Origin of the sequence: Glycocaulis albus, from assembly GCF_014639075.1 — a bacterium.
GTDB lineage: Bacteria > Pseudomonadota > Alphaproteobacteria > Caulobacterales > Maricaulaceae > Glycocaulis > Glycocaulis albus.
The window spans coordinates 194,811-208,954 of the sequence record NZ_BMFS01000002.1 but is presented as its reverse complement, the minus strand read 5'-3'; the positions used below and the strand labels follow the sequence as shown (position 1 = coordinate 208,954).

At 62.8% G+C, this 14,144-nt stretch carries 13 protein-coding genes; 11 read left to right on the top strand and 2 right to left on the bottom strand.

The features are described from left to right. The first annotated feature begins 30 nt into the window (after positions 1-30). The 11 genes from uppS to lpxB are packed head-to-tail and all read left to right on the top strand — an operon-like array spanning position 31 to position 11,390. Positions 31-753 carry an undecaprenyl pyrophosphate synthase gene (gene uppS / locus IEV75_RS03295; RefSeq protein ID WP_188451122.1) on the top strand — a complete coding sequence of 241 codons (723 nt, stop codon included), beginning with the start codon at positions 31-33 and terminating at the stop codon, positions 751-753. Beyond that, complete coding sequence (locus IEV75_RS03290) at positions 750-1,577, top strand: phosphatidate cytidylyltransferase (protein WP_217979890.1); 828 nt, start codon at positions 750-752, stop codon at positions 1,575-1,577. The genes uppS and IEV75_RS03290 overlap by 4 nt, the downstream gene beginning before the upstream one ends. Further along, a complete protein-coding gene (gene dxr / locus IEV75_RS03285) occupies positions 1,578-2,777 on the top strand; it encodes a 1-deoxy-D-xylulose-5-phosphate reductoisomerase (protein WP_188451121.1) in 1,200 nt (399 codons plus the stop codon). 6 nt (positions 2,778-2,783) lie between these two features. After that, complete coding sequence (locus tag IEV75_RS03280) at positions 2,784-3,983, top strand: M50 family metallopeptidase (protein WP_188451120.1); 1,200 nt, start codon at positions 2,784-2,786, stop codon at positions 3,981-3,983. A 34-nt stretch (positions 3,984-4,017) separates the two neighbouring features. Beyond that, positions 4,018-6,390 (top strand): outer membrane protein assembly factor BamA, encoded by a 2,373-nt coding sequence (bamA, locus tag IEV75_RS03275; RefSeq protein WP_188451119.1) that lies wholly within the window; start codon positions 4,018-4,020, stop codon positions 6,388-6,390. Between the two features lie 4 nt (positions 6,391-6,394). Beyond that, positions 6,395-7,003, top strand: a complete 609-nt coding sequence (locus tag IEV75_RS03270) for an OmpH/Skp family outer membrane protein (protein ID WP_188451118.1) — start codon at positions 6,395-6,397, stop codon at positions 7,001-7,003. Positions 7,004-7,014: 11 nt separating this feature from the next. Continuing rightward, entirely contained in the window at positions 7,015-8,082 is a 1,068-nt protein-coding gene (lpxD, locus tag IEV75_RS03265; protein WP_188451117.1) for a UDP-3-O-(3-hydroxymyristoyl)glucosamine N-acyltransferase, read from the top strand. Positions 8,083-8,094: 12 nt separating this feature from the next. Continuing rightward, positions 8,095-8,565 carry a 3-hydroxyacyl-ACP dehydratase FabZ gene (gene fabZ / locus IEV75_RS03260; protein WP_188451116.1) on the top strand — a complete coding sequence of 157 codons (471 nt, stop codon included), beginning with the start codon at positions 8,095-8,097 and terminating at the stop codon, positions 8,563-8,565. Continuing rightward, positions 8,565-9,356: an acyl-ACP--UDP-N-acetylglucosamine O-acyltransferase gene (gene lpxA / locus IEV75_RS03255; RefSeq protein WP_188451115.1), complete on the top strand. Its 792-nt coding sequence runs from the start codon at positions 8,565-8,567 to the stop codon at positions 9,354-9,356. The genes fabZ and lpxA overlap by 1 nt, the downstream gene beginning before the upstream one ends. A 5-nt stretch (positions 9,357-9,361) precedes the next feature. Next, on the top strand, positions 9,362-10,207 hold the full coding sequence (locus tag IEV75_RS03250) for an LpxI family protein (RefSeq protein ID WP_188451114.1): 846 nt from the start codon (positions 9,362-9,364) through the stop codon (positions 10,205-10,207). Continuing rightward, positions 10,170-11,390, top strand: a complete 1,221-nt coding sequence (lpxB, locus tag IEV75_RS03245) for a lipid-A-disaccharide synthase (RefSeq protein ID WP_217979888.1) — start codon at positions 10,170-10,172, stop codon at positions 11,388-11,390. The genes IEV75_RS03250 and lpxB overlap by 38 nt, the downstream gene beginning before the upstream one ends. Here lpxB and gltA read toward each other — a convergent pair. Next, positions 11,387-12,691, bottom strand: coding sequence for a citrate synthase (gene gltA, locus IEV75_RS03240; RefSeq protein WP_188451113.1), 1,305 nt, complete (start codon positions 12,689-12,691; stop codon positions 11,387-11,389). The genes lpxB and gltA overlap by 4 nt on opposite strands. Before the next feature lie 32 nt (positions 12,692-12,723). After that, the gene (gene gltX / locus IEV75_RS03235; RefSeq protein WP_233351730.1) at positions 12,724-14,127 is read right to left on the bottom strand and encodes a glutamate--tRNA ligase; all 1,404 of its coding nucleotides are present in this window, start codon (positions 14,125-14,127) and stop codon (positions 12,724-12,726) included. Between the last annotated feature and the right edge of the window lie 17 nt (positions 14,128-14,144).

The following is a 14,144-nucleotide window of genomic DNA, read 5'->3' as shown; positions in this document are numbered from 1 at the left end:
GTCTGACAGGTCCGGGGAGGACTGTTTGCGATGTCAGCTGATCCCGGCGGCCAAAATCCGGTGCCGCGCCATGTTGCCGTCATCATGGACGGAAACGGGCGCTGGGCGGCGTTGCGCGGCCTGCCGAGAGCCATGGGCCACCGGCAGGGCGTAGAGGCGGTGCGCGCGCTTGTGCGCGGCTCGGCCGATCTGGGCGTGACCCATCTGACCCTGTTTGGGTTCTCCACGGAGAACTGGCGGCGTTCAACCGAAGAGGTGAGCACGCTGTTTGATCTGCTCAAGCAGTTTGTGGATGCCGATCTGGACGACCTGACGCGCAACGGTGTGCGGGTACGGATTCTGGGCAGCCGGCAGGGCCTGTCCCGCGACATACTGGACATTGTTGACCGGGCGGAGTCCTGCACGGCGTCCAATTCGCGGTTCAACCTCAACGTTGCCTTCAATTATGGCGGGCGCGATGAAATCGTCCGTGCAGCCAGGGCGTTGCTGGCTGAGGCTCAGGCTGGCGCCCTGGCCGGTGATATCGACGAAAAGGCATTTGCCGCGCGCCTCGACACGAGCGGGCTGCCTGATCCGGACATGATTATCCGCACCAGCGGTGAAATGCGGATCTCCAACTTTCTGCTCTGGCAGGGCGCGTATTCGGAGCTGGTCTTCATGGATGTGCTCTGGCCGGACTTTTCGGTTGAGCACATGAAGGAGGCCATAGCCATCTACCAGTCGCGAAACCGGCGTTTTGGCGGGCGCCCGTGAGTCTGCTGGCCCGCCTTCCCGGACCCAGAGACCCGGTTTTCCTGCGCCGTCTGGCATCGGCTCTCATTCTCGCGCCACTGGCTCTGGGCCTGGTCTGGCTCGGGGGGTATCCGTTTGCGATCTTTGTCGCTGCGTTCGCTGCCGCGATGGCATGGGAATGGGTGCGCATGTCGGACCGGGATGCGCCGCCGCGTGCCTTTTCCATTGCGACGGGCACTGCTGTCGGCGCGGTGCTGCTGGCGGCCAATGGCGAGTGGGCGTGGTGCGGGGCATGGATTCTGGCCGGTGCGGGGGGTGCCTATCTGGACCGGCGCAGGCGGGGCAGGGCGTGGGAAGCGCCGCTAGGCGTGATATACGTGGCCTGCGCAGCGAGCATTCTGGTCGGATTGCGTAGCGCTGATGGCGGGCTCGGCGCATTGCTGTTCCTGCTGGCCGTGGTGTGGGCCGCCGATACGTTCGCCTATCTGGCCGGCACCTGGCTTGGCGGGCCAAAGCTCCTGCCGGCGGCCAGCCCCAACAAGACCTGGACCGGCTTTTTCGCCGGGGTGGGGTGCGGAGCCGCTGCCGGTGTTCTGGTGGCAGGTGGGTGGGGGCTGGACCCGGCCTACGCGCTTGCGGCCGCTTTGCCTGCAGCGGTCATGGCGGTCGCAGGGGATCTGGTAATGTCACTCGCCAAGCGCCGGTTTGGCGTGAAGGATGCAGGCACGCTCATACCCGGTCATGGCGGGGTTCTCGACAGGGTGGACGCCTTGATGCTCGCAACGGTTTTTGCCGGCCTTTTTTCGCTTCTGGCACCTGCCGGCTGGCCGGGCGGGAGTATGTAGATGACGCGCAGCGTATCCATTCTGGGGGCAACCGGCTCGGTCGGGCTGGCGACGCTTGATCTGATCGATGCGGCCGATAACGGGGAATATGCCGTTACGGCCCTGACGGCCAATACCCGCGCGGCAGAGCTGGCCGAGCTCGCCTTGCGCTTCCGTCCGCGCTTCACCGCCCTTGCCGATCCGCGCCAGGCACATGTGCTGGAATCGGCTCTTGCCGGGTCGGGTCTGAAATGGGGCGCCGGCCCCTCTGCCGTTGCCGAAGCAGCTTCGATGGATGCCGACTGGACAATGGCGGCCATCGTCGGCGCTGCCGGTCTTGCCCCCACGCTGGCAGCCGTGAAGCGCGGCCGGATTGTCGCCCTGGCCAATAAGGAGGCGCTTGTATGTGCAGGCGCGCTCTTTATGGAGAGTGCTGCCCGGTCCGGAGCCATCATCCTGCCGGTCGATTCCGAGCATAATGCGATCTTTCAGGCGCTGGGCGGCAGCGATCCGGCGAAGGTGCGCCGGATTATCCTGACCGCCTCAGGCGGACCGTTCCGCAATGCCAGCCGGGACGTCATGGCGCGCGCGAGCGTCCGCGACGCGGTCGCCCATCCGGTCTGGTCCATGGGCGCAAAAATCTCCGTGGATTCAGCCACCATGATGAACAAGGGGCTGGAGGTTATCGAGGCCTGCCACCTTTTCGGCCTGCCGCCGGAAAAGGTCGATGTCATCGTTCACCCGGAATCGATCGTGCACGGGCTGGTCGAGCACAATGATGGCGGCTTGCTGGCCCAGATGGGAACGCCCGATATGCGCACGCCGATTGCACATGCCCTGGGCTGGCCGGAGCGCATGGAAACCCGCGTGTCGCGCCTTGATCTGCCTGCGCTCGGCCGGCTGACGTTCGAGGCGCCGGATCCGGACCGCTTTCCCGCGCTTGATCTGGCCCGCGCCGCTTTCCGCGAGGGTGGGGCGAGTCCCGTCATTTTGAATGCGGCTAACGAGGTTGCCGTTGATGCCTTTCTGAATGGTCATGTCGGCTTCCTTGACATCGCCGCCATCGTTGCGGACTCTCTCGAGCGGGGTGAGGGGGTAGCCAGAGGTATTTTGACCGATTTCGAAACGGTATACGCAGCGGATGCGGCGGCGCGCGAGCTGGCAGTATCGCTGGTAAAGGCGCGTGCGCAGCGTAGCGCCAGCCTCGCACAGGGAGCTTAATTCAGCGTGACGGACTTGCTTGGATCGGGACTGCTCAGCGTCGCGGCCTTCGTGGCCGTGATTTCCTTTGTCGTCGTGATTCACGAGCTCGGTCACTATCTGGCAGGCCGGCTTTTCGGCGTGCATGCAGAAGCGTTTTCCATCGGTTTTGGCCCCACACTTTTCAGCTGGCATGACCGCCGGGGCACACTCTGGCGCATAGCCGGGTTGCCGCTTGGCGGGTATGTGCGCTTTCTAGGCGATGCTGATGCAGCCAGCGCCCGCGATCATGAAACGCTGGAGCGCCTGCGCGATGCGCGCAGCGATGCCGGCAAGGTCTTTCATTTCAAGCCGGTATGGCAGCGCGCGATCATCGTGCTGGCCGGACCGGCAGCGAATTTCATTCTGGCCATCGCCTTGTTTGCCGCCCTGGGCATGGTGCGCGGGGATGTCACTATCGAGCCGCGCATTGGCGAGATTGTCGCCGGCAGCCCCGCCGATGCAGCCGGCTTTCAGAGCGGTGATCTGCTGGTGTCCATTGATGGTCAGCGCGCGCGCACCTTCACCGATCTTTCGCAGGCGGTAATGACCCGCGCGGGGCAACCGATGCGTTTCACGGTGGAGCGCGATGGCGCGGAGCTGACGCTGCAGGCCACCCCGCGGCGGGAAATGCGCGATGACGGGCTTGGCGGTACGCGGGCGTTCGGTTTTCTGGGGGTGGGCCTGTCACCTGAAGCCGAGATCGTGCAGCGCCGGTTCGGACCGTTTGAGGCGCTGGGGCACGGCGTGACGCGTACAGCCGACATTTCGGTAACAATTGTTGACTACATGGCCCGCCTGGTGACGTTCCGGGCGTCGTTCGAGCACATTAACGGCCCGCTGGGCATCGCCACCACTGCAGGACAGATCGCCAATACTGCGGTCAGCGATACCGGCACAGAAGCTGGCGACAGCTACGATGTGGGTGCTGCGCTGGTGCGCCTAGCGACCAGCCTTGTTTTGCTCGCCGGCCTCCTGTCGGTCGCCATCGGATTGATGAACCTCCTGCCTATCCCGGTTCTAGACGGTGGCCACCTTGTGTATTACGCCTACGAAGCCGTGGCGAAACATCCACCCAGCCCGTCGGTTCAGTCGCTTGGCCTGAAGGCCGGCCTGGCGCTGATACTCGGGCTGATGGTTGTCGCCACATGGAATGATTTGAGTTATCTCGTCGGCCTCTTCTCATGACGGCTGGCAGAACGGGACCAGGGTGGTGCAGTCAATGAAAGTTTTCGTCTGGACGATAGCGGCCCTGGCGCTTCTGTGCTCATCGGTGGCCCATGCCCAGCCGGCTCAGGCCGATGCGCCGGAACTGGACGATCAGCGCGTTCAGGAAGAGCAGGGGCCAGCCCGTGTCCTGCAGATTCTTGTTGAAGGTAATCAGCGCGTCGAGGCGGACACGATCCTGTCCTACATGCTGGTCCGCCCCGGTGACGTTGCAGATCCGCGGCTGATCAACCTGTCGATCCAGACCCTGTTTGCCACCAACCTGTTTGCCGATGTCCGCGTGGCGATCGAAGGCTCCACGCTGGTTATCTTTGTGCGTGAGAATCCCGTCATCAACCGGGTTGTACTCGAGGGCAACCGGGCGATCAGTGATGACCGGATTACCGATGAAATCCAGCTCCAGCCACGCGCGCTGTTCACGCGCGCGCGTGTCCAGGCAGACGTCCAGCGCATTCTGGAGGTCTACCGCCGGTCGGGCCGCTTTGCCGTTCAGGTGAACCCGCAGATTGTCGAGCTGCCGCAAAACCGCGTCGATCTGGTGTTCGAGATTTCAGAAGGGCCGACGACGAACGTGCGGCGGATCAATTTCGTGGGTAACCGCGCGTTCTCGGACCGGCGGCTGCGCGGTGAAGTGGTGACCAGCGAGGCCCGCTGGTGGCGTTTCTTCGACTCAAACGACAATTACGATCCGGACCGGCTCGAGTTCGACCGCGAGCAGTTGCGCAAATTTTACGCGGACCGGGGCTATGCCGATTTCCGTGTCAGCTCGGCCATCGCCGAGCTGGTGCCGGACCAATCTGGCTTTTACATCACCTATACCGTTGATGAAGGTCAGGTTTATAACTTCGGTGAGATCACGGTCACCACAGAGATAGAAGATCTCAGTTCGGAGTATCTTGAAGCGATCGTCGCTACACGCCCGGGCAGTCTCTATGTCGGCAGCCGCATCGAGGAATCGGTCGATACGCTGACTTTCGCCGCTGGTGCGGCAGGTTATGCGTTTGTGGATGTCCGTCCGCGTGTGCGTACCAACCGGGAAACACAGACCGTTGATATCGAGTATATCATCAACCCGGCGCCGCGCGTCTATATCGAACGTATTGATATTGCTGGTAATTCGCGGACACTTGATCGTGTGATCCGGCGTGAGCTCGAGCTTGTTGAAGGTGATGCGTTCAACCAGGTACTGGTGAATCTGTCGAGTCAACGAGTGCGCCGCCTCGGATTCTTCGAAAACGTCGAAATCACGCCGGTACAGGGCAGTGCTGAAGATCGTGCCAGGCTTCAGGTGAACGTGACGGAGCAGCCCACAGGGGAGCTGGCATTTGGTGTCGGCTACTCGTCGACAGACTCTTTCCTCGTCGATTTCTCGGTGTCTGAACGCAATCTGCGCGGCCGGGGGCAGTTCCTGCGCTTGCGTGTCTCGGAAAGCTCGCGCCGCCGGCAGATTGATATACGTTTTACCGAGCCGCGCTTCCTTGACCGGAACCTGGCCGCCGGCTTCGACCTGTTCCAGGTGCGCTCCAACTTCGCGCAAGAGGCGTCGTTCGAAACAGAGTCTACCGGTTTCAGTCTTCGCACCGGATTTCCGCTTACCGCGTCGGTCGAGGCCGGGTTGAATTTCACCTTGCGTAACGACGAGGTACGCACCTTTTCCGGCGTGTCGAGTGCGATTGCGCGGGCGTCAGGCTCCCGGCTTACGTCGCTGGTCGGTTACTCGGTGGCCTGGAACCGTATCGATAATTTCCAACAACCCTCGAACGGCTTTCAGCTCAGCCTGAACCAGGAGGTGGCCGGGTTTGGAGGAGATGTGCGCTATATCCGCACCGAGGGCCGGGGCGCCATTTACCGTAACGTATTCCGTCCGGACGTCGTTTTGAGCATTACAGGTGAGTCCGGGCTGATACTGGCCTGGGGCGGCGATGATGTGCGCATCAACGACCGCTTCTTCAAAGGCGGCAACTCCTTCCGCGGCTTTGAGACAGCCGGTATCGGTCCGCGTGTTGTGCAGCGAAATGCACAAGGCGAGCTGATCCGTGGTGACTCGCTGGGCGGCAATTTTTACGCCATTGGCGCGGTCGAGCTCGGCTTCCCGCTCGGCCTGCCCGAGCAATATGGCGTGCGCGGCAGCGTGTTCACCGAATTTGGCACCATGGGTATTCTGCCTTCAGTTGACCAGATTGCTGACGTAGGCGGGACAACATCGCCCTTCACCATTGACGAGCTGGCACCGCGCGTGTCGGTTGGCGTCAGTATTTTCTGGGACTCGCCCTTCGGGCCGGTTCGTTTCGACTTTGCCGAGGCTGTGGTCCATCAGGAGTATGACCGCCGCGAGTTCTTCCGTTTCAGCACAAGTACAGGGTTCTAAAATCATGACTTTCCAACCCAGCCAGATCGCCAGCAAACGTCTCCGTGCGTTTTTTGCCGGTATAGTTCTCGCCATTGGCACGCTCAGCGCTGCCCATGCGCAGAACATTCTGGTCATCAACGAAGAGACCATCCTTACCGAAAGCCAGGTCGGGCAGCATATCGCCAGCCAGCTTGAAGTTATCGGGCGCGAAATCCAGACCGAGTTGGAAGCGGCGGCCCAGCCTCTGACGCAGGAGAACGAAGCACTGCAGGCCGAGACCTCGGCGCTGAGCCAGGAGGCCATTCAGCAGCGTCCGGACCTGATGCAGCGCATTCAGCAATTACAACAGAACGCCCAGCAGCTTGAGCGTCTGCGCCGCGTGCGCCAGCAGGAGCTGGTGCTGACCGAGCGTCAGGCACTCCAGCCGGTTCTGCAAACGCTGCAGACGGTTCTGCAGGAGCTGGTCAACGAGCGCGGTGCCACGATTTTGCTGGACCGTTCGCAAGTGGTTTATGCGGCGGAGAGCGTCGATGTAACTGCTGCTGTGATCGAGCGTCTCAACCAGCGTATCCAGACGACGCCCGTAACGCGTGTACGCGCGCCTGAAGGCGGCTCCGGTAACGGTCAGTAGACGTTAGTCCGGTGGCTGTCGACCTCCGGTTCTACCGCCGTGCCGGAACGCTGGACGCGAAGGACATTGCCGGTGAGCTCAATGGTGAGCTCACCGGCAATACTGTTTGCAAGGCCACCGATGTGGCATCGGCCAATGCGCCATCTCCCGGAGCGCTGGTGTTTGTTGAATCCGGGACACTGCCTGAGGAACTTGGCGCGCACGCCGGGGTCATAATCGGCACCGCAGAAGCGCTGAGCGGCGCAATTTTTCACCCCCAGGCAGCCCTGGTTGCGGTGCGTCACCCCAAGGCCGCCTTCGCCCTGATCGCGCAACGGATCATTGCGCCGCGTCAAAGCGCGGCCGGCCAGGCCATTCACCCGTCCGCAGTTATCGCGCCAAGCGCCAGCATCAGTGCAGGCGCCCATATCGGTGAGGGTGCGCGAATTGGCGAGAACTGTCATATCGGCCCCAATGCTGTTATCGGCGCGGGTGTGGATATCGGCGATGGCACACGGGTGTCGGCCTGCGCTGTCATCGGATTTGCGGTTGTCGGACGCAATTGCCGTATCGGGCCTGGCAGCGTACTGGGCGAGGCGGGTTTCGGCCTTGCGCCCGGTCCGGCCGGTCTGGTGGAACTGCCCCATTTTGGCCGGGTGGTGCTGGGTGATGATGTCCGTGTCGGCGCGAACTGCACTATCGATCGGGGCATGTTTGGCGACACGCGCCTCGGCAACGGTGTGAAGCTCGATAATCTTTGCCATATCGCGCACAATGTGGATGTAGGCGATCATACCCTGATGGCCGCTTTTGCCGGCGTTTCCGGCAGTGTGAAGATCGGGCGGGGCGCCCAGTTCGGTGGCCGTGTGGGCATTGTCGATCATGTTACTATCGGCGATGGTGTGCGGCTGGCTGCCAATGCTTCACCCGCCGGCGATGTGCCGCCGGGAGAGACCTGGGCAGGTCAACCGGCGCAGCCCATACGCGGCTGGCTGAGGGAGCTTGCCATCCTGAAACGTCTGGCTGCACCCAAGGGGCAATCCGCCGTGCGGGACAGGAACGGAAAAGGCGAAAAGCCGGGCAGACAGCCCGGCGGGTGACATGAGGGCTCCATGAGTGACACAGGCAACATGATCGGCCCGGACGAGATACTCGCCCGCCTGCCGCACCGCTTTCCCTTTCTGCTGGTCGACCGGGCTCACAGCTACGTAGAAGGCGAATCCATCGTCGGTATCAAATGCGTGTCTGCCGGCGAGCCTTATTTCCAGGGCCATTTCCCGGAAAATCCCGTCATGCCGGGCGTGTTGATGATCGAGGCGCTGGCGCAGACCGGCGCATTGCTGATGTCCAAGACACTGGACGCCGATATCGGCAATACGGTGATCCTCTTTATCGGGGTTGACCGCGCGCGCTTCCGTAAACCTGTCCGGCCGGGAGATGTTCTGGAAATGCCGGTGCGGGTGGTTGCCAATCGCCGCGGACTGTTTCGTTTCGAGGGAGAGGCCCGGGTGAACGGCGCAAAGGTGGCCGAGGCGGAGTTTTCGGCCACGTCGGCGCAAAGACAGAACGGGCAAGAGGCATAATGAGCACGCAAATTCACCCTTCGGCGATAATTGAGCCGGGCGCAGAACTGGGCGCGGACGTGGAGATCGGTCCGTTCTGCCAGGTGGGGGCCAAGGTGAAGATTGGAGACCGCACCCGGCTGGTCTCCCATGTCAGTGTGAGGAACCAGACCGAGATCGGCGCTGACTGCGTGATCCATCCCTTCGCGGCGCTCGGCTCGCCGCCGCAGGACTTCAAGTACAAGGGCGGTGATGTCAGCCTGATCATCGGCGAGCGCAATACGCTGCGCGAACATGTGACCATGCATCTGGGAACCGAAACAGCGCGCACAACGACGCGTGTCGGCTCTGGCGGCTATTTCATGGTCGGTGCCCATGTCGGCCATGACTGCATTGTCGGTGACAATGTGGTGTTTGCGAACAATGCCACGCTCGGCGGCGAGGTGGTTATCGGTGATTATGTCATCATGGGCGGCCTGTCGGCCATTCATCAGAAATGCCGGGTCGGGCGCTATGCCTTCGTCGGCGGCGGTGCACCGGTGACGGGCGATGTCATCCCCTACGGTATGGTGGACAATCACGGCTATCTGGCCGGGCTGAACCTGGTGGGGCTGAAGCGCCGCGGTTTCTCCCGCGACCTGATCCATGACCTGCGGGCCGCCTATCGGCTGATCTTTTCCGCTGAAGGCGCATTTTCGGAGCGTATCGAGGATGCCGGGCGGTTGTTTGAAGCGCGTCCCGAGGTGATGGAAGTGATCAACTTCGTGAAGGCACCCGCCGCCCGTCCGCTTTGCGGGCCGGAACAGGGCTGACAGTCATGAACGAGGGCTGGACACGCCTGGGCCTCATTGCAGGCGGCGGCGCGCTGCCGCGCCTGGTGGCCGAGGCCTGTGCGGCAGATGGCCGGCTGGGGTGCGTGATCGCTCTTCAGGGCTTCGCCAACCCTGCCGATTACATCGATCCGGTCGTCAGAACCATTGGCCAGTTTGGCCATGTGGTGAAAGATCTGCGCGCTGCCGGGTGCGATGCCGTCTGTTTTGCCGGGATTGTGACGCGTCCCGATTTCCGCAGCTTCGTGCCGGACATGGAGGGCGCGAAACTTCTGCCGAAGCTGCTGGGTGCGGCGGTGCGCGGCGATGACGCGCTGCTGCGTGTGGTGGTGAAGGCATTCGAGGATCAGGGCCTGAAGGTCGTCGGTGCAGATGAGCTATCGTCTTCTCTGCTGGCGCCTGAGGGGCTTATCGGCGGGGAAGTGGATCTGGACGCACACCGCGGCGACATTGCCAAGGCGATGCATATGGCGGCTGCCATAGGAACGCTCGATGCCGGTCAGGGCGCGGTTGTGTGCGACGGGCTGGTGCTCGCGCTGGAGGCGCAGGAGGGTACGGATGCGATGCTGCAGCGTGTGGCCGGCCTGCCGGAAAATATCCGTGGCACCCGCCAGCGCCCGCGCGGCGTTCTGGCCAAGCGGCCCAAGCCGCAGCAGGAGCGCCGGATCGACCTTCCTGTCGTGGGCGTTGCCACTGTGGAGGGAGCGGCAGAAGCCGGACTGGCCGGTATTGCTGTCGAGGCGGGTGCGGCCCTGATCCTGGGACGCGATGCGGTCGACGAGGCCGCACGCCGTCATGGCATTTTCGTTGTCGGCGTTTCTGCGCACAGCTGAACGGGCAGAACTGATGGCCTTGCAAAACCGGCCCTTGCGCGTGTTTATCGTCGCTGCCGAACCGTCGGGCGACATGGTGGGGGCAGAGCTTGTACGGGCGCTGCGTGCGTCGGGCTCGCCTGTCGAGATAGCCGGCGTGGGCCGGGAGGCGATGGCCGCCGAAGGCGTGACGAGCGATATCGACCTCTCCGCGCTGTCGGTGCTGGGGCTTTTCGATGGGTTGCGGGTGTGGCGGCTGGTCCATGAGCGTGCCGAGGCGTGCGCACGGGCGGCCGCGGCCTTTGACGCTGATCAGGTCGTGCTGATCGATTCCTGGGGATTCATGCTGCGTGTTGCGTGGAAGGCGCGCAAGGTGTGCCCGCGCGCGCGTATCGTGAAGTATATCGGCCCGCAGGCCTTTGCGACCCGGCCCGGCAGGGCCAAGGCGCTCGCCCGGGCAGTGGATAATCTGCTCGCCATTCATCCGTTCGACCCGGAGTATTTCGAGCCTTACGGCCTACCGACGATTGTTGTGGGCAACCCGGCGCTGGAACGCGACCTGACAGGTGACGGCGAGGCGTTTCGCGGCCGGCACGGCATTTCGCCTGATGCCCGCCTGATGCTGGTCCTGTTCGGCAGCCGCAAGGCGGAGGTGGAGCGTCTCTTTGATGATTTTGCCGATACGGCCGAATGGCTGGCAAGGGATCGGCCGGATCTGCGGCTGGTGACGGTCGTGGCGCCATCCGTGACTGAGGCCGTCAGCAGCCGCCTGGCGAGCCGGAGCGCGCTGTCGGGCATGATTGTGACGGGGCCTGAGGAGCGGCTGGACGCATTTGCCGCCGCAGATGCGGCACTTGCCTGTTCAGGTACGGTGACGCTGGAATTGTCCCGCATGGGCGTGCCCAGCGTGGTCGGTTACCGGCTCGGGCCGGTTGCATGGACGATTGCGTGGAATTTCATGCTGAAGGCGCCTTTTGTCAGCCTGGTCAATATCGCTGCCGGCGAGGAACTGCTGCCCGAGCGATTGCAGACGCGCGCCGTGCCGGAATATCTGGTGCCGGAAATGGCAAGGCTGCTCGATGATGCCGAGCATCGAAAGACGGTCTCAGGCGCGCTTGTTGCCACGACCGGGCTGATGGCCGGACAAGGCGAGGGCGCGAGCGTCAATGCCGCCCGCGCCCTCTTTGACCTTGGCCCGCTTTAGCGCTTGCTTACGGGCAGGTAGGCACGCTCTGTGGCGCCGGTGAAAACCTGGCGCGGGCGGCCGATTTTCTGTGTCGGGTCTTCAATCATTTCAGACCATTGCGCGATCCAGCCAACGGTACGGGCCAGCGCGAAGAGAACGGTGAACATCTCGGTCGGGAAGCCCATGGCCCTGAGGGTGATGCCCGAATAGAAGTCGATATTCGGGTAGAGCTTCTTCTCCACGAAATAGGGGTCTTCCAGCGCAATGCGTTCCAGCTCCATGGCAACCTGCAGGAGCGGGTCATTTTTCACGCCCAGCTCGTCGAGCACCTCGTGGCAGGTCGTGCGCATCACTTTCGCGCGCGGATCGTAGTTCTTGTAGACGCGGTGACCAAAGCCCATCAGGCGGAAGGGGTCATCCTTGTCCTTGGCGCGCTTGATGTATTCGGGGATGCGGTCAACCGAGCCGATTTCCTCCAGCATGTTGAGCGCAGCTTCGTTCGCGCCGCCATGGGCCGGGCCCCAGAGCGAGGCGATGCCTGCCGCAATACAGGCAAACGGATTGGCACCGGACGAGCCGGCAAGGCGCACCGTCGAGGTCGATGCGTTCTGTTCGTGGTCGGCATGCAGGATGAAGATGCGGTCCATCGCGCGGGCGAGTGTCGGGGAGACCACATAGTCCTCGGCCGGGACGGCAAAACACATGCGCAGGAAGATGGAAGCGTAGTCCAGCTCGTTGCGCGGGCTGATAAAGGGCTGGCCGACCGAGTACTTGAACGCGCGCGCCGCGATGGTCGGCATCTTGGCGATCATGCGGTGGCTGGCGATGGTGCGGGCCTTGGGGTCATTGATGTCGGTGGAGTCGTGATAGAAGGCAGCCAGCGCGCCGACTGTACCCACCATGACCGCCATCGGGTGCGCATCGCGCCGGTAACCACGGAAGAACTGGTCGAACTGGTCGTGCAGCATGGTGTGCCGGCGGATCGTCCAGTCGAACTCTTCCAGCTCTTTGGCTGAGGGCAGCTCGCCGTGCAGCAGCAGGTAGGAAACCTCGATGAAGGAAGAGTTCTCGGCGAGCTGGTCAATGGGATAGCCGCGATACAGAAGAACGCCTTCATCACCGTCGATATAGGTGATCTGGCTTTCACAGCTGCCCGTCGACGTGAAACCGGGATCGTAGGTGAACACGCCGGCGTCGCGATAGAGCGTGCGGATATCGATGACATCGGGTCCTACCGAGCCACCCAGAACCGGCAGGTCGATCGTCTTGCCGTTAATGGTCAGCTGGGCGGAGCCCTTTTTCTCGGTCTTGTTCTTCATCGGTCCAGTCCCTTCACATAATTCAGGTCGGTTCAGGCCGGGCGGGCGTGGTCATCCAGCCTGGCAATGGTTTCTTCCCGGCCCAGCAATGCCAGCACCAGGCTCATGTCGGGCGCGGGGGCGCCTCCGGTCAGTACGGCGCGCAAGGGCTGGCCGATCTTGCCAAAGCCTACGCTTTCATCTTGTGCGAACGCCTTGAGCAGATTGCCCAGAGCATCACTGGTCCAGTCATTGTGTGCGGCGAGCACGCCGCGCAGGCGGGAGAGCAGCGCGAGTGCGTCAGGAGACAAATGCTTGCGCACCGCATCGTCAATGCCGAAGGGGCGCTCACGCAGGAGAAAATAGGCCTGGGATTCCATTTCGGCGAGTGTTTTTGAACGCTCTTTCAGCATGTCCATGGCAGGGATTAACCGCGCGTTTGCGATCCCGCCTTCGACAAGCCCCTTCCTGCCCTCAAGGCGCTCCGTCAGCAGCGCCAGTAGGCGTGTATTGTCCGCCTGCCGGATATGATGATGGTTCACAAAGGCCATCTTGTCGAAGTCAAGCCGGGCAGGAGCCTTGTTCAGACCTTCGAGCGAGAAGGCTGCAAGAAGTTCCGCATCGCTGAACAATTCCTGGTCGCCATGGCTCCAGCCGAGGCGAGCAAGATAATTACGCAGCCCTTCAGGCAGATAACCCATCTCGCGATACGCATCAGCGCCGAGTGCGCCATGACGCTTGGACAGCTTCTTGCCGTCCGGCCCGTGGATGAGCGGAATATGGGCGAAGACAGGCCGGTCCCAGCCCAGCGCGTCATAAAGCTGGGCCTGACGCCCGCCATTCACCAGATGGTCGTCGCCGCGGATGATATGCGTGACGCCCATGTCGTGATCATCGACGACCACGGCGAGATTATAGGTCGGATTACCGTCCGCGCGCAGCAGGATGAGGTCGTCAAATTCCTTGGCACCCCAGCGCACTTCGCCCTGAACAGCGTCGTCCAGCACAATATCGGAGTCGGGCGCGCGGAAGCGTACCGTAAAGCGCCGGTCATCGGGCGGCGTGCCGCCATCGCGCCAGGGTGAACGCAGCGCGCGGCCCTCAGCGAAGGCTTCCTCGCGCAGCTTTTCCACTTCCTCCGGCGTGCAATAGCACCGGAATGCCTTGCCTTGCGTGACCAGCTCTTCGGCCACTTCGCGGTGCCGGTCAGCGCGGGCGTGCTGCGAGACGGCGTCTCCGTCCCAGTCCAGACCCAGCCAGCGCAGGCCGGCCAGAATCGCGTCCACAGCCTCGCTGGTGGAGCGTTCCCGGTCAGTGTCCTCAATGCGCAGCTTGAACTGGCCGCCTGCCTGGCGCGCGAAAAGGTAGTTGAACAAGGCGGTGCGCGCCCCTCCGATATGGAGGAAGCCGGTCGGCGACGGCGCGAAACGCGTGATGATCTGGTGTCGGTTTTGCACGTGCGAGATGTTGCTGC